Source organism: Citrobacter sp. Cpo061 (assembly GCF_030332845.1).
GTDB lineage: Bacteria > Pseudomonadota > Gammaproteobacteria > Enterobacterales > Enterobacteriaceae > Citrobacter > Citrobacter portucalensis.
In genome coordinates this window covers 1-26,342 of the sequence record NZ_JAOWHB010000033.1, presented here as the reverse complement: position 1 = coordinate 26,342, position 26,342 = coordinate 1, and the positions used below count along the sequence as shown (strand labels likewise).

24 protein-coding genes are annotated in these 26,342 nt (G+C 53.2%); 19 read left to right on the top strand and 5 right to left on the bottom strand.

Features of this window, described 5'->3' with window-relative positions:
- Positions 1–10 precede the first annotated feature (10 nt).
- Entirely contained in the window at positions 11–910 is a 900-nt protein-coding gene (locus OGX97_RS03345; RefSeq protein WP_279851053.1) for a carboxylate/amino acid/amine transporter, read from the top strand.
- Here OGX97_RS03345 and metR read toward each other — a convergent pair.
- Positions 798–1,751, bottom strand: a complete 954-nt coding sequence (gene metR / locus OGX97_RS03340) for an HTH-type transcriptional regulator MetR (RefSeq protein ID WP_003017908.1) — start codon at positions 1,749–1,751, stop codon at positions 798–800. The two genes, OGX97_RS03345 and metR, sit on opposite strands and share 113 nt — an antisense overlap.
- Positions 1,752–1,986: 235 nt before the next feature.
- On the opposite strand from metR, the gene metE reads away from it, so the two are divergent.
- On the top strand, positions 1,987–4,248 hold the full coding sequence (gene metE / locus OGX97_RS03335) for a 5-methyltetrahydropteroyltriglutamate--homocysteine S-methyltransferase (protein ID WP_057067474.1): 2,262 nt from the start codon (positions 1,987–1,989) through the stop codon (positions 4,246–4,248).
- A gap of 96 nt (positions 4,249–4,344) precedes the next feature.
- Here metE and OGX97_RS03330 read toward each other — a convergent pair whose 3' ends face one another.
- Entirely contained in the window at positions 4,345–5,151 is an 807-nt protein-coding gene (locus OGX97_RS03330; protein WP_003828924.1) for a dienelactone hydrolase family protein, read from the bottom strand.
- A 265-nt stretch (positions 5,152–5,416) separates the two neighbouring features.
- Here OGX97_RS03330 and udp point away from each other — a divergent pair, with 265 nt between their 5' ends.
- The 9 genes from udp (at position 5,417) to tatD (ending at position 13,358) form a co-directional block, all read left to right on the top strand.
- Positions 5,417–6,178 carry a uridine phosphorylase gene (udp, locus tag OGX97_RS03325; RefSeq protein ID WP_003828923.1) on the top strand — a complete coding sequence of 254 codons (762 nt, stop codon included), beginning with the start codon at positions 5,417–5,419 and terminating at the stop codon, positions 6,176–6,178.
- A gap of 140 nt (positions 6,179–6,318) precedes the next feature.
- A complete protein-coding gene (rmuC, locus tag OGX97_RS03320) occupies positions 6,319–7,749 on the top strand; it encodes a DNA recombination protein RmuC (protein ID WP_191215286.1) in 1,431 nt (476 codons plus the stop codon).
- A 94-nt stretch (positions 7,750–7,843) separates the two neighbouring features.
- Positions 7,844–8,599 carry a bifunctional demethylmenaquinone methyltransferase/2-methoxy-6-polyprenyl-1,4-benzoquinol methylase UbiE gene (gene ubiE, locus OGX97_RS03315; protein WP_003017897.1) on the top strand — a complete coding sequence of 252 codons (756 nt, stop codon included), beginning with the start codon at positions 7,844–7,846 and terminating at the stop codon, positions 8,597–8,599.
- 13 nt (positions 8,600–8,612) lie between these two features.
- On the top strand, positions 8,613–9,218 hold the full coding sequence (gene ubiJ, locus OGX97_RS03310; RefSeq protein WP_003828918.1) for a ubiquinone biosynthesis protein UbiJ: 606 nt from the start codon (positions 8,613–8,615) through the stop codon (positions 9,216–9,218).
- Positions 9,215–10,855, top strand: a complete 1,641-nt coding sequence (gene ubiB, locus OGX97_RS03305) for a ubiquinone biosynthesis regulatory protein kinase UbiB (protein WP_235125998.1) — start codon at positions 9,215–9,217, stop codon at positions 10,853–10,855. The genes ubiJ and ubiB overlap by 4 nt, the downstream gene beginning before the upstream one ends.
- A 78-nt stretch (positions 10,856–10,933) precedes the next feature.
- Positions 10,934–11,188 (top strand): Sec-independent protein translocase subunit TatA, encoded by a 255-nt coding sequence (tatA, locus tag OGX97_RS03300; RefSeq protein ID WP_003017888.1) that lies wholly within the window; start codon positions 10,934–10,936, stop codon positions 11,186–11,188.
- A gap of 3 nt (positions 11,189–11,191) precedes the next feature.
- Positions 11,192–11,740, top strand: a complete 549-nt coding sequence (gene tatB, locus OGX97_RS03295; protein WP_008787098.1) for a Sec-independent protein translocase protein TatB — start codon at positions 11,192–11,194, stop codon at positions 11,738–11,740.
- A gap of 2 nt (positions 11,741–11,742) precedes the next feature.
- Positions 11,743–12,534 (top strand): Sec-independent protein translocase subunit TatC, encoded by a 792-nt coding sequence (gene tatC / locus OGX97_RS03290; protein WP_003828911.1) that lies wholly within the window; start codon positions 11,743–11,745, stop codon positions 12,532–12,534.
- 41 nt (positions 12,535–12,575) lie between these two features.
- On the top strand, positions 12,576–13,358 hold the full coding sequence (gene tatD / locus OGX97_RS03285) for a 3'-5' ssDNA/RNA exonuclease TatD (RefSeq protein ID WP_032945714.1): 783 nt from the start codon (positions 12,576–12,578) through the stop codon (positions 13,356–13,358).
- A gap of 5 nt (positions 13,359–13,363) precedes the next feature.
- On the opposite strand, the gene rfaH is transcribed toward tatD, so the two are convergent.
- Positions 13,364–13,852 carry a transcription/translation regulatory transformer protein RfaH gene (gene rfaH / locus OGX97_RS03280; RefSeq protein WP_003017881.1) on the bottom strand — a complete coding sequence of 163 codons (489 nt, stop codon included), beginning with the start codon at positions 13,850–13,852 and terminating at the stop codon, positions 13,364–13,366.
- A gap of 204 nt (positions 13,853–14,056) precedes the next feature.
- Between rfaH and ubiD the strand changes: the two genes are divergently transcribed.
- From ubiD to OGX97_RS03260, 4 genes are all read left to right on the top strand, one after another.
- Positions 14,057–15,550: a 4-hydroxy-3-polyprenylbenzoate decarboxylase gene (gene ubiD, locus OGX97_RS03275; protein ID WP_003828905.1), complete on the top strand. Its 1,494-nt coding sequence runs from the start codon at positions 14,057–14,059 to the stop codon at positions 15,548–15,550.
- 40 nt (positions 15,551–15,590) lie between these two features.
- The gene (fre, locus tag OGX97_RS03270) at positions 15,591–16,292 is read left to right on the top strand and encodes an NAD(P)H-flavin reductase (RefSeq protein ID WP_003828903.1); all 702 of its coding nucleotides are present in this window, start codon (positions 15,591–15,593) and stop codon (positions 16,290–16,292) included.
- A gap of 228 nt (positions 16,293–16,520) precedes the next feature.
- Entirely contained in the window at positions 16,521–17,447 is a 927-nt protein-coding gene (locus OGX97_RS03265; protein ID WP_125363372.1) for an ROK family protein, read from the top strand.
- Positions 17,444–18,424, top strand: a complete 981-nt coding sequence (locus OGX97_RS03260) for a LacI family DNA-binding transcriptional regulator (RefSeq protein ID WP_020996097.1) — start codon at positions 17,444–17,446, stop codon at positions 18,422–18,424. Before OGX97_RS03265 ends, OGX97_RS03260 begins: the two co-directional genes overlap by 4 nt.
- A 283-nt stretch (positions 18,425–18,707) precedes the next feature.
- On the opposite strand, the gene fadA is transcribed toward OGX97_RS03260, so the two are convergent.
- On the bottom strand, positions 18,708–19,871 hold the full coding sequence (gene fadA, locus OGX97_RS03255; protein WP_003828895.1) for an acetyl-CoA C-acyltransferase FadA: 1,164 nt from the start codon (positions 19,869–19,871) through the stop codon (positions 18,708–18,710).
- Positions 19,872–19,880: 9 nt separating this feature from the next.
- Positions 19,881–22,070: a fatty acid oxidation complex subunit alpha FadB gene (gene fadB, locus OGX97_RS03250; protein WP_279851051.1), complete on the bottom strand. Its 2,190-nt coding sequence runs from the start codon at positions 22,068–22,070 to the stop codon at positions 19,881–19,883.
- A 188-nt stretch (positions 22,071–22,258) separates the two neighbouring features.
- Here fadB and pepQ point away from each other — a divergent pair, with 188 nt between their 5' ends.
- From pepQ to hemG, 4 genes are read left to right on the top strand one after another with little or no spacing between them, the layout of a single operon-like run.
- The gene (pepQ, locus tag OGX97_RS03245) at positions 22,259–23,590 is read left to right on the top strand and encodes a Xaa-Pro dipeptidase (RefSeq protein ID WP_008787103.1); all 1,332 of its coding nucleotides are present in this window, start codon (positions 22,259–22,261) and stop codon (positions 23,588–23,590) included.
- Positions 23,590–24,204: an IMPACT family protein gene (locus OGX97_RS03240; RefSeq protein ID WP_003017851.1), complete on the top strand. Its 615-nt coding sequence runs from the start codon at positions 23,590–23,592 to the stop codon at positions 24,202–24,204. Before pepQ ends, OGX97_RS03240 begins: the two co-directional genes overlap by 1 nt.
- A 38-nt stretch (positions 24,205–24,242) precedes the next feature.
- Entirely contained in the window at positions 24,243–25,694 is a 1,452-nt protein-coding gene (trkH, locus tag OGX97_RS03235; RefSeq protein ID WP_003017848.1) for a Trk system potassium transporter TrkH, read from the top strand.
- 11 nt (positions 25,695–25,705) lie between these two features.
- Complete coding sequence (gene hemG, locus OGX97_RS03230) at positions 25,706–26,251, top strand: menaquinone-dependent protoporphyrinogen IX dehydrogenase (RefSeq protein WP_048237121.1); 546 nt, start codon at positions 25,706–25,708, stop codon at positions 26,249–26,251.
- Positions 26,252–26,342: the final 91 nt, after the last annotated feature.

The following is a 26,342-nucleotide window of genomic DNA, read 5'->3' as shown; positions in this document are numbered from 1 at the left end:
GACATCCATTGTGGCGTTACTCATCATTACCACAATTCTGTGGGCCTTTTCCTTTAGCCTGTTTGGCGAGTACCTTGCCGGTCATGTCGATAGCTATTTTGCGGTGCTGGTGCGCGTTGGGCTGGCGGCGTTGGTGTTCCTGCCGTTTTTACGTATTCGTGGGCACAGCGTAAAAACGATCGGGCTGTATATGCTGGTGGGGGCCATGCAGCTTGGCATTATGTACATGCTGAGTTTTCACGCCTATCTGTACCTGACGGTTTCAGAACTGCTGCTCTTTACCGTGCTGACGCCGCTCTACATTACGCTGATTTATGATCTGATGAGCGGACGTCGTCTGCGCTGGAGTTACGCCTTTAGTGCGTTACTGGCGGTGATTGGCGCGGGGATCATTCGTTACGATCAGGTGACCAGCCACTTCTGGACCGGTCTGCTGCTGGTGCAGTTGTCCAATATCAGCTTTGCCATTGGTATGGTGGGCTATAAACGTCTGATGGAGACGCGGCCAATGCCGCAGCACAACGCCTTTGCCTGGTTTTATATGGGCGCCTTTATGGTGGCTGTCGTGGCCTGGTTCATGCTGGGCAATGCGCAGAAAATGCCTGCAACCACGCTACAGTGGGGAATTCTGGTCTTTCTTGGCGTGGCGGCGTCCGGCATTGGTTACTTTATGTGGAACTACGGCGCGACCCAGGTGGATGCGGGCACGCTGGGCATCATGAACAATATGCATGTCCCTGCCGGACTGCTGGTTAACCTGGCTATCTGGCATCAACAACCTCACTGGCCAAGCTTCATCATTGGTGCGGCTGTGATAGTGGCTTCACTGTGGGTACATCGAAAGTGGGTCGTTCCGCACTCCGTACAAACGGTAGGTGATCGCAGGCGTGATTCCGCGCTGAGCGAATAAACGCTTCTGTGACCGGCTGTCGCTGCTCGCCATCACGCACGGCGGCGTACAGTCGGCTCCACAATCCATCACCCAGGGTTTTGGTCACTACCAGGCCCTGGCGTTCAAAACTCTCCACCACCCAGTGCGGTAATGCCGCGATACCCATTCTGGCTGCAACCATCTGAATCAGCAGTAAGGTGTTATCCACGCTTTTCAGCGAAGGACTAACGCCTGCAGGCTGCAGAAAATGCCGCCATACATCCAGTCGACTCCGCTGTACCGGGTAAATCAGCAGCGTCTCGCTGGCCAAATCTTCCGGTGTGATTTGTGTTTTGCTGGCCAACGGATGGTCAGGCGCCAGTACCAGGCGGACTTCAAAATCAAACATCGGTGAGTAGTGCAATCCGCTGCGCGGCAGGATGTCGGAGGTTAACACCAGATCCAGCTCATCCTGCTGTAGCGCTGGTTGCGGATCGAACGTCACGCCGGATTTAAAGTCCATCTCCACCTGCGGCCAGTTGGCACGAAAATTCTCCAGCGCGGGCGTCAGCCATTGAATACAACTGTGACATTCAATCGCGATTCGCAGCCGGGTTTGCTGCGGTTCGTTGCAGGCCTGCAGCGCACGACCAATTTGCGGCAACACCTGATTGGCTAACTGCAGCAGGATTTCTCCCTGCGGCGTAAAGCGCAGAGGCTGGCTTTTACGGATAAAAAGTCGAAAGCCAAGGCGCTGCTCCAGATCGCTGAACTGGTGAGAAAGGGCGGATTGGGTCTGATGCAACGTCGCCGCTGCGGCTGCCAGAGAACCACTATTCCGCAACGCCTGGAGCGTTTTCAGGTGTTTAATCTCGATCATGAAAGTCCTTCACTTCGGCATGAACAAATTGCGCTTGAGGAATATACAGTAACCGCCAATTATGGATGTGTAAACATCTGGACGGCTAAAATCCTTCGTCTTTTAAATTTATGGTGCGTTGGCTTCGTTTCCCCACCCCAGTCACTTACTTCAGTAAGCTCCTGGGGATGAGTAAACTTGCCGCCTTCCCTAAATTCAAAATCCATAGGATTTACATATAATTAGAGGAAGAAAAATGACAATATTGAATCACACCCTCGGTTTCCCTCGCGTTGGCCTGCGTCGCGAGTTGAAGAAAGCGCAAGAAAGCTACTGGGCGGGAAATTCTTCCCGTGAAGATTTGCTGACCGTTGGCCGCGAGCTGCGTGCCCGCCACTGGGATCAGCAGAAGCAGGCGGGCGTTGACCTGCTGCCGGTGGGTGATTTTGCCTGGTACGATCACGTGCTGACTACCAGCCTGCTGCTCGGCAACGTTCCGGCTCGCCATCAAAATAAAGACGGCTCGGTCGATATCGATACCTTATTCCGCATTGGCCGTGGCCGCGCACCAACGGGTGAACCCGCGGCGGCGGCAGAAATGACCAAATGGTTTAACACCAACTATCACTACATGGTGCCAGAGTTCACTAAAGGTCAGCAGTTCAAACTGACCTGGACCCAACTGCTGGATGAAGTGGACGAAGCGCTGGCGCTCGGTCACAAGGTGAAGCCTGTGCTGCTGGGGCCGGTAACCTACCTTTGGTTGGGTAAAGTGAAAGGCGAACAGTTTGACCGCCTGAGCCTGTTGAACGACATTCTGCCGGTTTACCAGCAGGTGCTGGGCGAGCTGGCGAAACGCGGTATTGAGTGGGTGCAGATTGACGAACCCGCGCTGGTACTGGAGCTGCCGCAAGCGTGGCTGGACGCCTTCAAACCTGCTTATGACGCGCTGACGGGTCAGGTGAAGCTGCTACTGACCACTTACTTCGAAGGCGTAACACCAAACCTGGATACCATTACCGCCCTGCCGGTGCAGGGACTGCACGTTGACTTCGTGCACGGCAAAGATGATGCAGCCGAGCTGCACACGCGTCTGCCAGCCGACTGGCTGCTGTCAGCGGGGCTGGTGAACGGCCGCAACGTATGGCGTGCCGATCTCAGCGAAAAATACGCACAAATCAAAGATATCGTCGGGAAACGTAACCTGTGGGTGGCTTCTTCCTGCTCCCTGCTGCATAGCCCAATCGATCTCAGTGTGGAAACCCGCCTTGATGCAGAAGTGAAGAGCTGGTTTGCCTTCGCCCTGCAAAAATGCGGCGAGCTGGCGCTGCTGCGCGATGCATTGAATAGCGGTGATACGGCGGCAATTGTCGAGTGGAGTGCACCGATTCAGGCTCGTCGTCACTCTACCCGCGTACACAACGCCGCAGTGGAAAAACGTCTGGCGGCAATCACCGCCCAGGACAGCCAGCGCGCTAACGCTTACCCGGTTCGTGCCGAGGCGCAACGTGCCCGCTTTAATCTGCCGGCATGGCCGACTACGACTATCGGTTCCTTCCCGCAAACAACAGAAATTCGCGGCCTGCGCCTGGACTTCAAAAAGGGCAACCTGGATGCTGGTAACTATCGCACCGGAATTGCGGAACATATTAAACAGGCGATTGTTGAACAGGAACGTCTGGGTCTCGACGTGCTGGTACACGGTGAAGCCGAGCGTAATGACATGGTTGAATACTTTGGCGAGCATCTGGACGGTTTCGTCTTTACCCAGAACGGTTGGGTGCAGAGCTACGGCTCTCGCTGCGTGAAGCCGCCGGTGGTGATTGGCGACGTCAGCCGCCCGGAAGCGATCACCGTGGAGTGGGCGAAATATGCCCAGTCGCTGACCGACAAACCGGTAAAAGGCATGCTGACCGGTCCGGTGACCATTCTCTGCTGGTCATTCCCGCGTGAAGACGTGACGCGTGAAACCATCGCGAAGCAGATCGCGCTGGCGCTGCGTGATGAAGTGGCGGATCTGGAAGCGGCGGGTATCGGCATCATCCAGATTGATGAACCGGCACTGCGCGAAGGTTTACCACTACGTCGCAGCGACTGGGCGGCGTATCTGGAGTGGGGTGTGGAAGCCTTCCGCATTAACGCGGCGGTAGCGAAGGATGAAACCCAGATCCACACCCACATGTGTTATTGCGAGTTCAACGACATCATGGACTCCATTGCGGCGCTGGATGCGGACGTGATCACCATCGAAACCTCGCGCTCTGATATGGAGTTGCTGGAATCGTTTGAAGAGTTCGACTATCCGAACGAAATCGGGCCGGGTGTATACGATATTCACTCGCCGAACGTTCCGAGCGTGGAGTGGATTGAAGCCCTGTTGAAGAAAGCCGAGCAGCGCATTCCAGCAGAACGTCTGTGGGTGAACCCGGACTGCGGCCTGAAAACCCGCGGCTGGCCGGAAACCCGTGCCGCGCTGGCGAACATGGTCAAAGCGGCGCAGAATCTGCGTCAGGCGTAATTCATTGCCCGGGAAGCGCTTGCGCTTACCCGGGGTACAGGAAATCGCAATAGTTGTAGGCCCGGTAAGGCGTCGCCACCACCGGGCAATTAACGTTTATTTCTTCCCACCGTATTGCACGAACCACTCCAGCATTCTCTGCCAACCGTCTTTCGCGGACTCTTCGTGATAGCTCGGGCGATAATCGGCGTTGAACGCATGTCCGGCATCGGGATAGACCACGATTTCCGCTTTAGCATTGGCGGCGCGTAGCGCCTGGCGCATTGTTTCAACGGTATCTTGCGGAATGCTGGTGTCCTGGCCGCCATAAAGCCCCAAAACGGGGGCGTTAAGATCGGTTGCGATATCAACGGGATGTTTTGGCGAGTTGAGGGTTTTGTCACCCACCAATTTGCCATACCACGCCACGGCCGCTTTTAACTGCGGATTATGTGCGGCATACAGCCAGGTGATGCGTCCACCCCAGCAAAATCCGGTGATCATCAACTGGTGCGCATCTCCTCCGTTGCGGGAGGCCCAGCTGGCGACGTGGTCCAGATCGGCCAGTACCTGAGAGTCAGGCACTTTGGCGACAAGGCCACTAAGCAGCGTAGGGATATCGGCAAAGTCATTGGGATCGCCTTCGCGAAAATAGAGTTCTGGTGCGATAGCCAGATACCCTTCCAGAGCCAGACGACGGCAAACGTCACGAATGTGCTCATGAATACCAAAAATCTCCTGCACGACAATAACTACGGGCAGCAGGCCATCAGTCTGTTTTGGTCGTGCGTGATACGCTGGCATATCATCGCCTTGTGAAGGTATGGACGTTACACCGGCGATAATTGCATTATCCGGGGTGTGAACCGTGGTAGACGTCGGTGGAGATACAGCAGGTGCAAAGCCAGATTGTCGTGTTGTCATGGTATTCTCCGTACCCTTAAATATTCAGCAAAAAAGCGCATTGTTAACTATAGACACATGCAACGAACCACATTGCCTTAAACGGGCTATCTTTTGTGCAGGGCTTACTTATATCGCATCATTTATGTGATAAAGATCACTATTTGATGGTAATCGAATGCAATTGATTTACATCATAGTGATGACTGTCACGAAAATATGTTTATGCCTTCGGTAAAGTGTGTTTTTGCTTCTTCTGACAAAACCGATTCACAGAGGAGTTTTTATGTCTAAGTCTGATGTTTTTCATCTCGGCCTCACTAAGAACGATTTACAAGGGGCTACGCTTGCTATCGTCCCTGGCGACCCGGAGCGTGTGGAAAAGATCGCCGCGCTGATGGATAAGCCGGTTAAGCTGGCATCTCATCGCGAGTTCACCACCTGGCGTGCTGAGCTGGATGGTAAAGCCGTGATCGTTTGCTCTACCGGTATCGGCGGCCCGTCCACCTCTATTGCCGTAGAAGAACTGGCACAGCTGGGCATTCGTACCTTCCTGCGTATCGGTACGACTGGCGCTATCCAGCCGCATATCAACGTGGGTGATGTACTGGTTACCACTGCATCTGTTCGTCTGGACGGTGCAAGCCTGCACTTCGCACCAATGGAATTCCCGGCCGTTGCGGACTTCGAGTGCACCACCGCGCTGGTGGAAGCGGCGAAATCTATCGGCGCCACCACTCACGTGGGTGTTACTGCGTCTTCTGACACCTTCTACCCGGGCCAGGAGCGTTATGACACCTTCTCTGGTCGCGTCGTGAGCCGTTTCAAAGGCTCAATGGAAGAGTGGCAGTCTATGGGCGTCATGAACTACGAAATGGAATCTGCTACGCTGCTGACCATGTGCGCAAGCCAGGGTCTGCGTGCCGGTATGGTCGCGGGTGTTATCGTGAACCGTACTCAGCAAGAGATCCCTAATGCGGAAACGATGAAACAAACGGAAAGCCACGCGGTGAAAATCGTGGTGGAAGCCGCGCGTCGTTTACTGTAATTCTCCCGTCTATTCAAAAAGGCCGACGCGTTCGGCCTTTTTATTTTGCGTAGTGCCTCGCAGGAAATTCCTTTTAAACTGGACGTTTATACAGCACAATTCTATTTTGTGCGGGTAAGTCGTTGCTGTAAGGGGGCGTTGTGGATATTTCAATTATGATGAGTGCCGTGTTGGCGTTAGCCGCAGGGCTACTGGTAGGGTGGCTGGCGACAAAAGCACGCGCCGATCAAATCCGCGCCGACCTCATCGAAGAGCGACGTGAACTGGATATTGCGCTAAGCGCCGCTCGCCAGCAGCTCTCGCAGGAAGCTCACTGGCGTGATGAGTGCGAACTCCTCAATAACGAATTACGCAGTCTGCACAGTATCAACACCTCTCTGGAAGCCGATCTCCGTGAAGTCACTACCCGGCTGGAAGCAACGCAACAGCATGCAGAAGATAAAATCCGCCAGATGATCAACAGCGAACAGCGTCTGAGTGAACAGTTTGAAAATCTGGCGAATCGTATTTTTGAGCACAGCAACCGCCGTGTTGATGAGCAAAATCGCCAAAGTCTGAACAGCCTGCTTGCGCCGCTTCGTGAACAACTGGACGGTTTTCGTCGCCAGGTTCAGGATAGCTTTGGTAAAGAGGCGCAAGAACGCCATACCCTGGCACACGAAATTCGTAATCTCCAGCAACTGAATGCGCAGATGGCGCAGGAAGCGGTAAACCTGACGCGGGCATTAAAAGGCGATAACAAAATGCAGGGTAACTGGGGAGAGGTCGTACTCACGCGGGTACTCGAAGCCTCTGGTCTGCGTGAAGGTTATGAATATGAAACCCAGGTCAGCATCGAAAACGACGCCCGTTCGCGAATGCAGCCTGATGTCATCGTTCGGCTACCGCAGGGTAAAGATGTGGTGATCGATGCGAAAATGACGCTGGTCGCCTATGAGCGCTATTTTAACGCAGAAGATGAATACACCCGCGAAAGTGCATTGCAGGAGCACATCGCCTCGGTGCGCAACCATATTCGACTGCTGGGTCGCAAAGATTATCAGCAGCTTCCTGGGCTGCGTACGCTTGACTATGTGCTGATGTTTATCCCCGTTGAGCCCGCTTTTTTGCTGGCGCTCGACAGACAGCCCGAACTGATTACCGAAGCGCTTAGAAATAACATTATGCTGGTGAGCCCTACCACGCTGTTGGTGGCATTGCGCACGATCGCCAACCTGTGGCGCTACGAGCATCAGAGTCGTAATGCGCAACAAATTGCCGATCGGGCCAGCAAACTTTATGACAAGATGCGGTTGTTTGTGGATGATATGTCGGCAATAGGTCAAAGCCTGGACAAAGCCCAGGACAACTACCGACAGGCGATGAAAAAACTCTCTTCCGGTCGTGGAAACGTCCTGTCGCAGGCAGAAGCTTTTCGTAGTTTAGGCGTGGAAATTAAGCGCGAGATAAATCCTGAGCTGGCTGAACAAGCTACTACACAGGATGAGGAATACCGCTTGCGCTCGGTCCCTGAGACGCAACAAGATGCGTCTTACCCCGAGGATGAAGCGGTAAATCAGCAATCAAACTAGTCCATTTGGGGTAGTTGAACCCGGTAGAAGGGTAGGGCAAATTGGCCCAATCTGTTACACTTCTCGAACATTTTTTGGATGAGCAGGCACTGAGATGGTGGATAATTCACAAGAAACGACGCACTTTGGCTTTCAGACCGTCGCTAAAGAGCAGAAAGCTGACATGGTGGCCCACGTTTTTCATTCTGTGGCGTCTAAATATGACGTTATGAATGACTTAATGTCATTTGGCATTCATCGTTTGTGGAAGCGCTTCACCATTGATTGCAGTGGCGTGCGTCGCGGGCAAACCGTTCTCGATTTAGCAGGCGGTACCGGCGATCTGACGGCGAAATTCTCTCGCATGGTTGGTGAAACCGGCAAAGTTGTGCTGGCGGATATCAATGACTCAATGCTCAAAATGGGTCGCGAAAAGCTGCGTAATATTGGCGTGGTAGGTAACGTTGAGTACGTTCAGGCGAATGCGGAAGCATTACCTTTCCCTGACAACACGTTTGACTGCATCACCATCTCTTTCGGTCTGCGCAACGTAACGGATAAAGACAAAGCATTACGCTCCATGTACCGCGTATTGAAGCCGGGCGGACGTCTACTGGTGCTGGAATTCTCCAAACCCATAATCGAACCGTTGAGCAAAGCCTACGACGCATACTCTTTCCATGTTCTGCCGCGCATAGGTTCAATGGTAGCAAGCGATGCGGACAGCTACCGTTATTTGGCGGAGTCCATCCGTATGCATCCCGATCAGGACACCTTAAAAGCAATGATGCAAGATGCCGGGTTCGAAAGCGTTGATTACTACAACCTGACAGCAGGTGTCGTTGCGCTGCACCGTGGTTACAAGTTCTGACAGGAGAGTGGGGATGCCTTTAAAACCCTTAGTAACCGCAGGCGTTGAAAATCTGCTCAACACCTTTCTGTACCGTTCTCCTGCGCTGAAGTCAGCCCGAACGCGTTTACAGGGTAAGGTGCTACGTGTTGATCTCAAAGGATTTTCAACACCGTTAGTCCTGGTATTTAGCGAGCGCCAGGTCGATGTGCTGGGGGCATGGGAAGGCGAAGCCGATTGCACCGTAATCACATATGCCAGTGTGTTACCGAAATTGCGTGACCGACAGCAACTCACCACGCTTATCCGCAGCGGTGAGCTGGAAGTCCAGGGCGATATCCAGGTAGTACAGAACTTTGTTGCGCTGGCCGATCTGGCGGAGTTGGATCCTGCAGAACTGTTAGCACCCTATACCGGCGATATCGTCGCGGAAGGGGTCAGCAAAGTCTTGCGTGGTGGAGCGAAGTTCCTGTGCCATAACTTTCAGCGCCAGCAGCGCTATGTCGCCGAAGCGATCACTGAAGAGTGGCGCATGGCTCCTGGTCCACTAGAGGTTGCATGGTTTGCTGAAGAAACGGCAGCCGTTGAGCGCGCGGTTGAATCTCTGGCCAAACGGCTGGAAAAACTGGAGGCCAAATGACGCCAGGTGAAGTACGGCGCCTTTATTTCATCATTCGCACTTTTTTAAGCTACGGTCTTGATGAACTCATCCCCAAAATGCGAATCACGCTGCCGCTTCGGTTGTGGCGTTACTCGTTGTTCTGGATGCCCAGCCGACATAAAGACAAACCGCTGGGAGAAAGGCTGAGACTGGCTTTACAGGAACTCGGCCCAGTGTGGATCAAATTTGGGCAAATGCTCTCTACCCGTCGTGACCTTTTCCCTCCGCACATCGCCGATCAGCTTGCGCTATTGCAGGATCGGGTTGCCCCGTTCGATGGGCTTAGAGCGAAAAAACAAATCGAAGAGGCTATGGGCGGGCTGCCCGTCGAGGAATGGTTTGATGATTTTGAGATCACGCCGCTGGCATCTGCGTCTGTTGCTCAGGTCCACACTGCGCGGTTGAAATCGAATGGCAAAGAGGTGGTGATCAAAGTTATTCGCCCGGACATACTTCCGGTCATCAAAGCGGATTTAAAACTGATCTACCGCCTGGCTCGTTGGGTTCCTCGTCTGCTGCCAGATGGGCGTCGCCTGCGACCAACAGAAGTCGTCCGTGAATATGAAAAAACGTTGATCGATGAACTGAATCTGCTGCGCGAATCGGCGAACGCCATTCAGCTACGACGTAATTTTGAAGATAGTCCGATGCTGTACATCCCGGAAGTGTATTCCGACTACTGCAGTCAGAACATGATGGTGATGGAGCGTATTTACGGCATCCCGGTTTCAGATGTCACCACGCTTGAGAAGAACGGCACCAATATGAAACTGTTGGCCGAGCGTGGTGTTCAGGTCTTCTTTACTCAGGTATTCCGCGACAGCTTTTTCCATGCGGATATGCACCCCGGGAACATTTTTGTCAGTTATGAGCACCCTGAAAACCCGAAATACATTGGTATTGATTGTGGGATTGTGGGCTCTTTAAACAAAGAAGATAAGCGTTACCTAGCTGAAAACTTCATTGCGTTCTTTAACCGCGATTACCGCAAAGTTGCTGAACTGCACGTAGATTCTGGTTGGGTTCCGCCGGATACCAACGTAGAAGAGTTTGAATTTGCCATTCGTACCGTGTGCGAGCCGATTTTTGAAAAGCCGCTGGCGGAGATTTCCTTTGGTCACGTGCTGTTGAATCTGTTCAACACTGCGCGCCGCTTCAATATGGAAGTTCAGCCTCAACTGGTATTGCTCCAGAAGACGCTGCTGTACGTTGAAGGTGTCGGACGACAACTCTACCCGCAGTTAGATTTGTGGAAAACGGCTAAGCCATTCCTCGAATCCTGGATTAAAGATCAGGTCGGTATTCCAGCGCTCGTTAGGGCATTTAAAGAAAAAGCACCGTTCTGGGTCGAAAAAATGCCAGAAATACCTGAACTGGTGTATGACAGTTTGCGCCAGGGCAAATATTTACAGCACAGTGTTGATAAGATTGCCCGCGAGCTTCACGCGAATCATGTACGCCAGGGACAATCCCGTTATTTATTGGGCATTGGCGCAACATTGTTGCTAAGTGGAACATTCCTGCTGGTAAGCCGCCCTGAGTGGGGGCTTATGCCGGGCTGGTTAATGGCGGGAGGCGTCATAGCCTGGTTGATCGGCTGGCGCAAAATGCGCTGAATTTTTCATCGCCCAAGGCAGGTCGTGTAACGTATACTACGGCCTTATTAATTCATCATCTATGACAGAGGAACATGTATGGGTGGTATCAGTATTTGGCAGTTGTTGATCATTGCCGTCATCGTTGTACTGCTATTTGGCACCAAGAAACTCGGCTCCATCGGTTCCGATCTTGGCGCGTCGATCAAAGGCTTCAAAAAAGCGATGGGTGATGATGAGCCTAAGCAAGATAAGACCAGCCAGGACGCTGATTTTACTGCTAAATCCATCACCGATAAGCAGGGTGAAGTGAAAAAGGAAGACGCCAAAAGCCAAGATAAAGAGCAGGTATAATCCGTGTTTGATATCGGTTTTAGCGAACTGTTATTGGTGTTCGTGATCGGCCTCATTGTTCTGGGGCCGCAACGATTACCTGTAGCGGTAAAAACGGTTGCTGGCTGGGTTCGCGCTTTGCGTTCCCTTGCAACTACTGTTCAGAATGAACTGACCCAGGAGCTTAAGCTTCAGGAGTTTCAGGACAGCCTGAAGAAAGTAGAGAAAGCGAGCCTGACAAATCTGACCCCGGAGCTGAAAGCGTCAATGGATGAGCTGCGTGAAGCGGCGGAATCGATGAAGCGTTCTTACAGCGTGCACGATCCTGAGAAAGCGAGCGATGAAGCGCACACTATCCATAATCCGGTGGTGAAAGAAGGTGAAGCGCAGCGAGAAGGGGTCACCCCTGCCGCCGCTGAAAACCAGGCCAGTTCGCCGGAGCAAAAACCGGAATCCGCGGGTGCTAAAACGCCAGAGCAGACGGAAAACACTTCCGCCACGTTGATGGATGCAGAAAAGAAAGCTGCCGCACCTGTTGTCGAATCCTCCCCCTCGTCGAGTGATAAACCGTAAACATGGCTGTAGAAGATACCCAACCGCTCATTACGCATCTTATCGAGCTGCGTAAGCGACTCCTGAACTGCATTATTGCGGTTATCGTGATCTTTCTGGCGTTGGTTTACTTTGCCAACGACATTTACCATATGGTTGCGGCACCGCTGATTAAACAGATGCCGCAGGGTGCAACGATGATCGCCACCGATGTGGCCTCACCGTTCTTTACCCCTATAAAGTTAACCTTCATGGTGTCGCTGATCCTGTCAGCGCCAGTGATCCTCTACCAGGTATGGGCATTCATTGCGCCTGCTTTGTACAAACATGAACGTCGCCTGGTTGTGCCGCTGCTGGTCTCCAGCTCGTTGTTGTTCTACATCGGCATGGCATTCGCCTATTTTGTCGTCTTCCCGTTGGCGTTTGGTTTTCTGGCTAACACGGCTCCGCAAGGCGTGCAGGTATCGACGGACATTGCCAGCTATCTCAGCTTCGTAATGGCGCTATTTATGGCTTTCGGTGTCTCTTTTGAGGTCCCTGTCGCCATTGTGCTGCTATGCTGGATGGGCATTACGACACCTGAAGATTTACGTAAGAAACGACCTTACGTTGTGGTGGGAGCATTCGTCGTCGGGATGTTACTGACCCCGCCAGATGTCTTCTCGCAAACGTTGTTGGCGATACCGATGTACTGCCTGTTTGAAGTGGGCGTTTTCTTCTCTCGTTTCTATGTCGGTAAGCGACGTACGCGAGATGAGGACAACGAGGCTGAAGAAGCAAAAGAAGCCGAAGCCACCGAGAAAACAGAAGAGTAAATTCAACCGCCCGTCAGGGCGGTTGTCATATGGGAGGTAGCATGTTTGATATTGGCGTTAATTTAACCAGTTCACAATTTGCGAAAGACAGGGATGATGTTGTGGCGCGCGCCTTTGCTGCGGGCGTAAACGGTATGCTTCTGACCGGAACAAACCTGCACGAAAGCCAGCAGGCGCTGAAGTTGGCGCAACATTATCCGCATTGCTGGTCCACGGCTGGCGTGCACCCGCATGACAGTAGCCAATGGCAATCCTCAACGGAAGACGAGATTATCGCGCTGGCAAACCAGTCTGAGGTGGTCGCTATTGGCGAGTGCGGTCTGGATTTCAATCGCAATTTCTCCACGCCACAGGAGCAGGAACGTGCTTTTGAGGCACAACTGCGCATTGCCGCTGAACTGCAGATGCCGGTTTTCATGCATTGTCGGGATGCCCATGAGCGTTTTCTGACGTTGCTGGAGCCGTGGCTGGATAGTCTCCCGGGCGCGGTGCTGCACTGTTTTACCGGAACGCGGCAGGAGATGCAGGATTGTGTGGACCGAGGGCTTTATATTGGTATTACCGGCTGGGTCTGTGATGAGCGCCGTGGGATGGAACTGCGGGAACTGCTGCCGTTTATTCCGGTAGAAAGACTACTGATCGAAACCGATGCGCCTTACCTACTTCCTCGCGACTTAACGCCTAAACCGACGTCACGGCGCAATGAACCGGCGCACCTGCCACATATTCTTGAGCGTATTGCCCACTGGCGCGGAGAAGATCCTCAATGGCTGTCAGCAACCATTGATGCTAACGTCCGAACGTTGTTCGAAGTGACCTTCTAAACGGCTTAAATTTTTCGAAAACCGGTATTTTTCACGCTCTGCTTAACTTCTTTATTCAACAGGTTAAGCAGTAGCATGGAACGCGCTTCGCCATCCGGTTCGGTGAAGATCGCTTTTAGCCCCTCAAATGCCCCTTCAGTAATAATCACGCTGTCCCCTGGCTGAGGAGTTTGCGGGTCCACAATACCTTCAGGCTTGTAGATAGAAAGCTGGTGAATAACGGGAGAAGGGACGGTCGCAGGCGTCGCGCCAAAACGGACGAAATGGCTGACACCACGCGTGGCATTGATAGTGGTGGTGTGGATCACTTCCGGGTCGAACTCGACAAACATGTAATTAGGGAATAGTGGTTCACTGACTGTGGTACGTTTACCGCGCACTATTTTTTCCAGGGTGATCATAGGCGTCAGGCAGTTCACCGCCTGTCTTTCCAGGTGTTCCTGGGCTCTCTGAAGTTGCCCACGTTTGCAGTACAGTAAATACCAGGATTGCATAATAACTCTTATCCGCTTGTTCTGAGCGCAAGCATAGCAAAAGCCATGCGTTAAGTTAATTATACCCACCTCAACGCAGGCTGAAACCCAATGGGTATATACGCCCGGGGCTTATATGTATCGCCAGAGTTCACGCTAATTTAACAAAAATACAGCATCACAATGATGAACGCCGTATAATGAAGCGCTTACGAAGAGGCCACAATGGACGCCATGAAATATCACGATTTACGCGACTTCCTGACGCTGCTTGAACAGCAGGGCGAGCTCAAACGCATTTCGCTTGAGGTGGATCCCCACCTGGAAATTACTGAAATTGCCGATCGCACTCTGCGTGCCGGTGGGCCTGCGTTACTGTTTGAGAATCCGAAAGGCTATTCAATGCCGGTGCTGTGTAACCTGTTTGGCACACCAAAGCGTGTTGCGATGGGGATGGGACAAGAAGATGTCTCGGCGCTACGAGAAGTCGGTAAACTGTTGGCGTTTTTGAAAGAGCCAGAGCCACCGAAAGGATTCCGCGATCTGTTTGATAAGCTGCCGCAGTTTAAGCAGGTGTTGAACATGCCGACTAAGCGGTTGCGCGGTGCACCTTGTCAGCAAAAAATCTACTCGGGCGATGACGTTGATTTAAACCGCATTCCGATTATGACCTGCTGGCCGGAAGATGCCGCGCCGCTGATTACCTGGGGGCTCACCGTGACGCGTGGTCCGCATAAAGAGCGGCAGAATCTGGGCATCTATCGTCAGCAGCTGATTGGCAAAAACAAGCTCATTATGCGCTGGCTGTCCCATCGCGGCGGCGCGCTTGATTACCAGGAGTGGTGCGCAGCGCATCCGGGCGAACGCTTCCCGGTTTCTGTGGCGTTAGGAGCAGATCCTGCGACCATTCTGGGGGCCGTGACGCCGGTCCCTGATACATTATCCGAGTACGCATTTGCCGGGCTGTTGCGCGGAACCAAGACCGAAGTGGTTAAATGTATTTCCAACGATCTGGAAGTGCCTGCCAGCGCAGAAATCGTGCTGGAAGGGTACATTGAACCGGGCGAGCTGGCTCCGGAAGGGCCGTATGGCGATCATACCGGCTACTACAACGAAGTAGATAGCTTCCCGGTCTTTACCGTCACGCACATTACCCAGCGTGAAGATGCAATTTATCACTCTACCTATACCGGACGCCCGCCAGATGAACCCGCGGTGCTCGGCGTGGCGCTGAACGAAGTCTTCGTGCCTATTCTGCAAAAGCAGTTCCCGGAAATCGTCGATTTTTATCTACCTCCGGAAGGCTGTTCTTATCGCCTGGCCGTCGTGACGATGAAAAAACAGTACGCTGGCCATGCCAAACGCGTCATGATGGGTGTTTGGTCGTTTTTGCGTCAGTTTATGTACACCAAATTTGTTATTGTTTGCGATGATGACGTCAACGCACGCGACTGGAATGATGTGATTTGGGCAATTACTACCCGTATGGACCCGGCCCGGGATACGGTACTGGTAGAGAATACGCCAATTGATTACCTGGACTTTGCCTCGCCGGTTTCCGGCCTTGGTTCAAAAATGGGGCTGGATGCCACAAATAAATGGCCGGGCGAAACCCAACGTGAATGGGGACGTCCGATTAAAAAAGATCCTGAAGTGACTGCGCGCATTGACGCAATTTGGGATGAACTGGCCATCTTTAATGACGGCAAAAGCGCCTGAGGCGCGATCGTTTTGCCTATTGATCCGACAGAGAGAGCGCATGACAACCTTAAGCTGTAAAGTGACCTCGGTAGAAGCTATCACTGACACCGTATATCGCGTTCGTTTAGTGCCAGACGCGGCGTTTTCCTTTCGTGCTGGCCAGTATTTAATGGTCGTGATGGATGAAAGGGATAAGCGTCCGTTTTCCATGGCATCAACGCCGGACGAGCAAGGATTCATTGAGCTGCATGTTGGCGCCTCTGAGCTAAATCTTTACGCCATGGCTGTGATGGACCGTATTCTGAAAGACCGGGAAATCAAGGTCGACATTCCGCATGGCGAAGCCTGGCTGCGAGATGAAGACGAGCGCCCGCTGATCCTGATTGCCGGTGGTACAGGTTTCTCATACGTGCGTTCTATTCTGCTTACCGCGCTGGCGCGTAATCCAAATCGCGATATCACCATTTACTGGGGTGGTCGCGAGGAGAAGCATCTCTACGATCTCTCCGAGCTGGAAGCGCTGTCTGTGAACCACCCGAATCTGCGCGTTGAGCCGGTGGTGGAACAGCCTGAAGACGGCTGGCGTGGTCGTACGGGAACCGTGTTAACGGCAGTATTGCAGGATTACGGTACCCTGGCGGAGCATGATATCTACATCGCCGGGCGTTTCGAAATGGCCAAAATCGCGCGCGATCTGTTCTGTAATGAACGCAGTGCGCGTGAAGATCGCCTGTTTGGCGACGCTTTCGCGTTCATTTAAGTGCTGTGCGCCGGAGTCCTTCCGGCGCATTCATCACCAACCTTACTTCTTCTAACAGGGTGCAAGCCCGGTCTCGTTGTTTCTTTTTTTCACCACGTTTTTTAGTAAACATGTTTTTCCTATCTATTAATGACAAAACTTAGCTTTTGTGACAGGTCTATTTTTGTTTAGTAAACAAAATTGGCAAACTAGACGCAATCAAATTGCAAGGTGCAAACGAGGAAGACCATGAGACTCGGACTGGATATTGGCGGGACTAAAATCGAAGCGGTGGTGATTGATAACGCGGGTGAAATTGTTTACCGCGAGCGATGCGCGACACCAAAGCAGAGTTACGGTGATTTTTTCCAGGCCGTGACGGAGATGATTGCTAAGGCCAGACTGGCCGTTAATCAGCCTTTATCGGTTGGCGTTGGGGTGCCTGGCGCGGTGGATAGCGAAGGTTTGATTAAGAATTCGAATATCCTGGTGCTCAATCAACAGGCCTTTGCGCAAGACCTTGAGCGAGCATCAGGAATGCCAGTGCCGGTTACTAATGATGCCAACTGCTTTACCTTGTCGGAAGCGATGGACGGTAGCGGACACGGGTATAGCGTGGTATTTGGCGTGATCCTCGGTACCGGTTGCGGCGGTGGACTATGCATCGATAACCGCTTGATCTCTGGACCTAACGCCTGCGCAGGAGAGTGGGGGCATAATGCATTGCCGCGCTACCACGAATCTCAGGACGGGGCTGGAGTGAGATGCTATTGCGGACAGTTGAACTGTATTGAGAGCTTTATTTCCGGCAGCGGTCTGGAACGCCAGTACCTGAATCACACCGCGCAGCATGTGGGTGTGCCACAAATTATGCAACAGGTAGAATCGGGTGATGCGGATGCCTGCTTTGTATGGGAACGTTATTGCGATCAACTGGCGCGTGCGTTGGCGGGCGTGGTGAATACGCTCGATCCCGATGTTATCGTGCTTGGGGGTGGGGTATCCAATATCGATTTACTGTATTCGGGTTTGCAGGCGCGAGTGGCGCAGTACGTATTTGGTAAGCAGTGCCGCACACCGATCGTTCGGGCCCGTCACGGCGACAGCAGCGGCGTACGCGGTGCGGCCTGGCTGGGGGCGCAACAAGCCATAGTAGAATCAATGAGAGTGAAATGACGAAACCTGTACGTATCAGAGATATTGCCGAAGCTTGTGGTGTTTCAGTTGGTGCAGTTTCCCGCGCCCTAAAAGGGCAGCCGGGGCTGCGTGAAGACACCCGGCTGCGTATTATTTCTGTGGCGCAGCAGCAGGGTTATGATTTTTCCCGTCTGCGCACTGACAAGATCAAACGCGTCCTGTTTTTGCTTCACCGCCAGCACAATATCAGCCGGGCATTGCCGTTTTACTCTCAACTGCTGCTGGGCATAGAAGATAACTGTCGTGACCATGGTATTGCGCTGAGCTTTCTCTCCATTGGTCCAGGCGATGCAGTGAGTGAGCAGGTGCTGCTGCACCAGCCTGATGCGCTGATCTGTGCCGGATTTTTTGAGCCTGAATTACTTGGCTTGCTGCAACAGATGAAGCTGCCGTTGGTGCTGGTGGATCTCTGGGCGCCGGGCCTGCCTTGCGTGAATCCGGACAACACCCAGGGCGGTTATCTGGCTACACAACATTTGATTGCACAAGGTCGCAGCCGTATTGCTTTTCTTGCCAGCACGCTTGCGCACTACAGCATCCGTCAGCGCGAGAAGGGTTACCGTCAGGCATTGTATGAGGCCCGTTTGCTGATGCCGCCAGAGTATGAAGCCATTGCGCCGCCGCTGCTGGATACCGAGCAATCTTTGGTGGAGGCGGTGAATGAATTGCTCAGTCTGCCAGAGCCGCCCGACGCTATTTTTGCCTATAACGATGCGGCAGCGCTGGTTGTTCAACGGGTGTGTGCGCAGCAGGGTATACGTATCCCGGAAGATCTTGCGCTGGTTGGGTTTGATGATATCGATGCTGCGGCCTGGTCACATCCACCACTCACCACCATTGCGGTTGATAAACAACAATTGGGGCGTGAAGCGCTGCGTTTATTGCTGGAAGAAAATCAGGAAGAGAATCTGCTGTTGCCGGTGCAGTTAGTGGTACGTGGTAGTTCAGGGAAATAAAAAACCCGCCCCTGACAGGCGGGAAGAACGGCAACTAAACTTTCTCTCTTCGCCATTGGCACCATAACTGTGTTGGCTGCGCTCATTCACCCGAATCACTTACTATACGTAAGCTCATCGGGATGAATGAGGGACATCCGTGTCCCTCACTGAAAGCAGCCTTCGGCTGTTCAAATTCGTTCCTGACGAATTTGTCATTCACTTGCCGCCTTGTTCTGGCACCAATGGCTTTGAGATAACATTTCGTAGGCCGGGCAAGCGAAGCGCCCCCGGCATGCTTTGATTAAACTCGCTCAAATACCGTCGCGATGCCCTGGCCTAACCCGATACACATCGTCGCCAGGCCAAACTGTACGTCTTTGCGTTCCATCAGATTGAGCAGGGTGGTGCTGATACGCGCCCCAGAGCAACCCAACGGATGGCCCAAAGCGATCGCCCCGCCGTTGAGGTTGATCTTCTCATCGATCTGCTCCATCAGCCCCAGATCTTTAATGCACGGCAGGATCTGAGCGGCAAAGGCTTCGTTCATCTCAAACAAACCGATATCGCTGGTGGAGAGTCCCGCTTTTTTCAGCGCCAGTTTTGAGGCCGGAACCGGACCGTAACCCATGATTGAAGGGTCGCAACCAACAACAGCCATCGAACGAATACGGGCACGCGGCGTCAGACCCAGCTCACGGGCGCGACTTTCGCTCATGACCAGCATCGCCGCAGCGCCGTCGGAGAGTGCGGAGGAGGTACCGGCAGTGACCGTTCCGCTAACCGGATCGAACGCCGGGCGCAGGGTGGAGAGCGCTTCAACGGTTGTCTCCGGACGGATAACCTCATCGTAGTTAAACTGCTTCAGCACGCCGTCGGCATCATGGCCGCCGGTCGGGATGATTTCGTTTTTAAATGCGCCAGACTGTGTTGCAGCCCAGGCGCGAGCATGCGAACGTGCGGCGAAAGCATCCTGCATTTCACGGCTGATGCCGTGCATGCGAGAGAGCATTTCCGCAGTCAGACCCATCATTCCCGCGGCTTTTGCCACGTTGCGGCTCATGCCCGGATGGAAATCAACGCCGTGGCTCATTGGCACATGGCCCATATGCTCCACGCCGCCAATCAGGCACGCCTGAGCATCGCCGGTCATGATCATGCGTGCCGCATCGTGCAGCGCCTGCATGGACGAACCGCACAGGCGGTTGACCGTGACGGCTGGAACGGAGTGCGGAACTTCCGCCAGCAGCGCGGCGTTACGGGCGATGTTGAAACCCTGCTCCAGCGTTTGCTGCACACAGCCCCAGTAAATATCATCAAGCGCGGATGGCTCCAGCGCAGGATTTCGCGCCAGCAGGCTACGCATTAAGTGTGCGGAGAGATCTTCTGCCCGCACGTTACGAAACGCGCCCCCTTTCGAACGGCCCATCGGGGTACGGATCGCATCAACAATTACAACCTGTTCCATTGTGACTCCTTAAGCCGTTTTCAGGCTGCCAACCGGGCGGGCAGGCTCAACTTGGGGATAATACGGTTCGTTATGGCGCGCCTTATCACGCAGACCAGCCGGAACTTCATACAGCGCTCCGAGGTGCTGATACTGCTGGGCCATATCGAGATACTTCGCGCTGCCGAGCGTATCCAACCAGCGGAACGCGCCACCATGGAACGGAGGGAAGCCCAGGCCATAAACCAGCGCCATGTCGGCTTCTGCCGGGCTGGCGATAATGCCTTCTTCCAGACAACGCACCACTTCGTTGACCATTGGGATCATCATGCGAGCGATAATCTCTTCATCACTGAAGTCGCGTTTCGGCTGGCTGACTTCTGCCAGCAGATCGTCAACGGTGGCATCCTCTTCTTTCTTCGGCTTGCCCTTGTTGTCTTCTTTATAACGCCAGAATCCAAGACCGTTTTTCTGTCCGAAACGGTTCGCATCAAACAGGGCGTCTATCGCGTCGCGATAATCTTTCTGCATACGCTGTGGGAAGCCTGCGGACATCACTGCCTGCGCGTGATGTGCGGTATCAATTCCCACCACGTCCAGCAGATAAGCCGGGCCCATCGGCCAGCCAAACTGTTTTTCCATGACTTTGTCGACTTTGCGGAAATCCGCCCCATCGCGCAGCAGCTGGCTGAAACCGGCAAAATACGGGAACAGCACGCGGTTCACAAAGAAACCAGGGCAGTCGTTGACCACAATTGGGGTTTTGCCCATCTGGCTTGCCCAGGCGACAACTTTGGCGATGGTTTCATCCGAGCTTTTCTCGCCGCGAATAATCTCAACCAGTGGCATGCGGTGTACTGGGTTAAAGAAGTGCATCCCACAGAAGTTTTCCGGGCGCTTGAGCGCGCTGGCCAGCTCGTTGATTGGGATGGTGGAGGTATTTGAAGCCAGTACGGTGTCCGGGCGTACCTGATCTTCGGTTTCTGCCAGTACCGCTTTTTTCACTTTCGGGTTTTCCACGACAGCTTCAACCACCACGTCCACACGCTCAAAACCGCTATAGTTGAGGGTTGGATGAATAGTGGAAATCACGCCCGCCATTTTCAGACCGTCAATTTTGCCGCGCTCAAGCTGTTTGTTCAGCAGCTTGGCCGCTTCGGTCATGCCCAGCGTTAATGATTTGTCGTTGATATCTTTCATGACAACCGGCACGCCTTTCCAGGCTGACTGGTAAGCGATGCCGCCGCCCATAATGCCCGCGCCCAGCACCGCAGCTTGCTTCGGTGCTTCAATATTTTTGGTGAGTTTTTTGGCTTTGGCTTTGACGAACTGATCGTTAAGGAAGATCCCAACCAGCGCGCGAGCTTCACTGGTGTGCGCCAGTGGAACAAAGCTTTTATTTTCCAGATTCAGCGCTTCTTCACGGCCAAAACGGGCCGCTGCTTCAATGGTTTTTACCGCGGTAATCGGCGCGGGATAATGCTTCCCTGCCGTCTGTGCCACCATGCCTTTAGCGATGGTAAAGCTCATAGCCGCTTCAATTTTGCTGAGTTTCAACGGCTCCAGCTTCGGCCGGCGTTTGGCCTTCCAGTCGAGGTCGCCGTTGATCGCCTGACGTAATACCGCGATCGCGCCATCAAGCAGTTTGTCTTGCTTCACTACGCCATCGACCAGGCCGATTTTTAGCGCCTGCTCAGCACCAACATCCTTACCTGCCGCAATAATTTCCAGCGCGCTGTCCGCACCCAGCATACGTGGCATACGCACGGAACCGCCAAAGCCCGGCATAATGCCCAGCTTGGTTTCCGGCAGGCCAATGCGCAGGTCCGGCGTTGCCAGACGATAATCGGTTGCCAGAACACACTCGCAGCCGCCACCCAGCGCGTAGCCGTTTACCGCTGAGAGGGTCGGAACAGGCAGATCTTCGAGGCGATTAAAGACGCTGTTGGCAAAATGCAGCCACTGGCTCAGTTGTTCTTCAGGCACGAGGAACAGTGAAAGGAATTCGGTGATATCGGCACCAACAATAAAGGCTGCTTTGTTAGAACGCAGTAGCAGCCCTTTTAAATTCGGTTGTTTTTCCAGCACATCAAGCACATGGCCCAGGCTGGCAACGGTGGCCGTGTCGAGTTTATTGACCGAACCAGGGGCATCGAACACCAGTTCGGCGATGCCATCTTCCAGCCAGTCGAGGTACAGGGTGTCGCCTTTGTAAAGCATGTCAGTCTCCTGAATCCGCAAGGTGATCTGGTCATACCAGATGAATCGAAGTGTGTGTTTTATGTTAATAAAATGCAAATGAATGATTAAAGAAATGACGATTCGATCACGCTCGGCAGAAATCACGCACTCACAAAGCGATGTGCTAAGATGCGGAGACTTGAGGTCAAAAAACAGAAGGGTAGAAAATGGAATCGCTGGCCGCACTCTATAAAAATCATATCGTTACCTTACAGGAACGGACGCGCGACGCGCTGGATCGCTTCAAACTGGATGCGTTACTTATTCACTCTGGCGAACTTGTTAACGTCTTTCTCGACGATCATCCATATCCGTTTAAGGTCAATCCACAATTTAAAGCCTGGGTGCCTGTAACACAGGTTCCTAACTGCTGGTTGCTGGTGGATGGCGTAAACAAGCCGAAACTGTGGTTCTACCTGCCGGTCGATTACTGGCACAACGTTGAGCCGCTACCAACCTCTTTCTGGACGGAAGAAATCGAGATCATCGCGCTGCCGAAAGCGGATGGTATCGGTAGCCAACTGCCTGCTGCTCGAGGCAATATCGGTTACATCGGCCCGGTTCCGGAACGTGCGCTGCAACTGGACATCGCGGCCAGCAACATCAACCCGAAAGGGGTGATCGACTACCTGCATTATTACCGCGCCTATAAAACGGAATACGAACTGGCCTGTATGCGCGAAGCGCAGAAAATGGCGGTAAATGGACACCGTGCAGCAGAAGAAGCGTTCCGTTCCGGAATGAGCGAGTTTGACATCAACCTCGCTTACCTGACTGCCACCGGTCACCGCGACACCGACGTGCCATACAGCAACATCGTGGCGCTTAACGAGCATGCTTCGGTTCTTCATTACACCAAGCTGGATCATCAGGCACCGTCTGAAATCCGCAGTTTCCTGCTCGACGCTGGTGCGGAATACAACGGCTATGCGGCTGACCTGACGCGTACCTGGTCGGCGAAAAACGACAACGACTATGCGCATCTGGTGAAAGACGTTAACGACGAAGAGCTGGCGCTGATTGCCACCATGAAAGCAGGCACCAGCTACGTGGATTATCACATTCAGTTCCATCAGCGTATCGCGAAGCTGCTGCGTAAGCATCAAATCATCACCGGTATGAGTGAAGAAGCGATGGTGGAAAACGATCTTACCGGGCCGTTTATGCCGCACGGTATTGGTCACCCGCTGGGCCTGCAGGTACATGATGTCGCAGGCTTTATGCAGGATGACAGCGGTACTCATCTGGCCGCGCCGTCGAAGTATCCTTACCTGCGTTGCACCCGCGTACTGCAACCAGGCATGGTTCTGACCATCGAACCGGGCATTTACTTCATTGAATCTCTGTTGGCACCGTGGCGTGAAGGACAGTTCAGCAAGCACTTCAACTGGCAGAAAATTGAAGCACTGAAACCGTTCGGCGGTATTCGTATTGAAGACAACGTGGTGGTCCACGAAAACAATATCGAAAACATGACGCGGGATTTGAAACTGGCGTAATGGACAGTTGGTTAATCCCTGCGGCGCCGGTTAGCGTCGTCGAAGAGATCAAAAAAAGCCGCTTCATTACGCTGCTCGCCCATACTGACGGCGTAGAAGCGGCAAAGGCGTTTGTTGAGTCAGTCAAAGCGGAACACCCGGACGCCCGTCACCATTGTGTGGCGTGGGTGGCGGGTGCGCCCAATGACTCGCAGCAGCTAGGGTTTTCAGACGATGGCGAACCGGCGGGTACGGCAGGTAAACCGATGCTCGCGCAGCTGATGGGGAGCGGTGTCGGCGAGATTACCGCTGTAGTCGTGCGCTACTACGGCGGTATCCTTCTCGGTACTGGAGGGTTGGTAAAAGCCTACGGTGGTGGTGTGAATCAGGCGTTGCGCCAGTTAACGACACAGCGCAAGACGCCATTAACCGAATATACTTTGCAGTGTGAGTACGGTCAGCTGGCAGGCATTGAAGCCTTGCTGGGGCAGTTTGACGGTAAAGTCGTTGCCAGTGATTACCAGGCTTTTGTTCGGCTCAGGGTGGCGCTTCCTTTTGCCAAAGTGGATGAGTTTTCGGCAAAACTGGCGGATTTTAGTCGTGGTTCATTGCAATTGTTAGCGATTGAAGAATAATCCCCACCTCATTTTAAAGAACTAAGGAAGCGGCAGAGATGCATTTTCGCGCCATCACCCGAATCGTTGGACTACTGGTCATCTTATTCTCGGGGACAATGATTATCCCCGGACTGGTAGCGCTCATCTACCGCGATGGGGCAGGGCGTGCATTCACCCAAACTTTCTTCGTTGCTCTGGCGATCGGCTCCATGCTGTGGTGGCCAAACCGTAAAGAGAAGGGCGAGCTGAAATCGCGCGAAGGATTTCTGATTGTCGTTTTGTTCTGGACCGTTCTGGGCAGTGTGGGTGCGCTACCGTTCATCTTTGCAGAAAGCCCTAACCTAACGATAACCGACGCTTTTTTTGAATCCTTTTCCGGATTAACCACTACAGGTGCGACGACGCTGGTGGGGCTGGATTCATTGCCACACGCGATTCTCTTTTATCGCCAGATGCTGCAATGGTTCGGCGGGATGGGGATCATCGTGCTGGCGGTGGCTATCCTGCCTATTCTTGGCGTTGGTGGGATGCAGCTCTATCGTGCAGAAATGCCGGGGCCGCTGAAAGATAATAAAATGCGCCCGCGTATTGCCGAAACGGCGAAAACGCTGTGGCTAATCTATGTATTACTGACGGTGGCGTGCGCGCTGGCGCTATGGTTTGCCGGGATGCCCGCGTTTGACGCCATAGGGCACAGTTTTGCCACAATCGCCATCGGTGGTTTTTCCACACACGATGCCAGCGTGGGGTATTTCGACAGTCCCACGATTAACACCATCATTGCTATCTTCTTGCTGATCTCCGGTTGTAACTATGGTCTGCACTTCTCTTTATTAAGTGGGCGTAGTCTGAAGGTCTACTGGCGGGATCCGGAATTCCGCATGTTTATCGGCGTGCAGTTGACGCTGGTGGCAGTCTGTACGCTGGTGCTATGGATACACAATACCTATGGCTCGGCGCTCACAACGATCAACCAGGCCTTTTTCCAGGTGGTATCGATGGCGACGACCGCCGGATTTACCACGGACAGTATTGCCCGCTGGCCCCTGTTCCTGCCAGTGCTGTTGCTGTGTTCTGCTTTTATCGGCGGTTGTGCCGGGTCGACGGGCGGTGGCTTGAAGGTGATTCGTATCCTGCTGCTGTTTAAGCAGGGTAACCGCGAATTGAAACGACTGGTCCATCCGAATGCGGTTTACAGTATCAAACTGGGTAACCGTGCGTTGCCGGAGCGAATTCTTGAAGCCGTATGGGGATTCTTCTCTGCCTATGCGCTGGTCTTTATTATCAGTATGCTGGCGATTATTGCGACCGGTGTTGATGACTTCTCCGCGTTTGCCTCCGTAGTGGCAACGTTGAATAACCTGGGGCCAGGACTGGGGGTTGTCGCCGACAACTTTGCCAGTATGAACCCTGTGGCGAAGTGGATCCTGATTGCCAATATGCTGTTTGGTCGTCTGGAGGTCTTTACTCTGCTGGTGCTCTTTACCCCTACCTTCTGGCGTGAATAATGGAGTAACACGTGAAAACACTGATTCTTTTTTCTTCCCGGGACGGACAAACGCGTGAAATCGCTGAATATCTGGCTTCTGAACTCAAAGAGCTGGGCGTTTGGGCAGATGTTGTTAATTTGCATCGTACCGCGGAGCCGGACTGGCAAAATTATGACAGCGTGGTAATTGGCGCCTCGATTCGCTACGGTCATTACCATGCTGCTTTTCAGGAGTTTGTGAAAAAGCATGCCACACGGCTGAATTCGATGCCGAGCGCGTTCTACTCCGTAAACCTGGTTGCCCGTAAACCGGAGAAACGTACGCCGCAAACCAACAGCTATGCGCGTAAGTTCCTGATGAGTTCGCCGTGGCGACCAGACCACAGCGCAGTCATTGCGGGTGCTTTGCGGTATCCACGCTATCGCTGGTATGACCGCGTTATGATCCAACTGATAATGAAGATGTCGGGCGGTGAAACGGATACGAATAAAGAAGTGGTGTATACCGATTGGGAACAGGTTGCGAGATTCGCGCGAGAAATAGCCCAATTAACCAACAAAGCGTTGTTAAAATAAGCGCAAAGAATAAAAAATACGCACTCGGAAGATTATTTTAAATTTCCCCTTGTCAGCCTGAAATAACTCCCTATAATGCGCCTCCACTGAC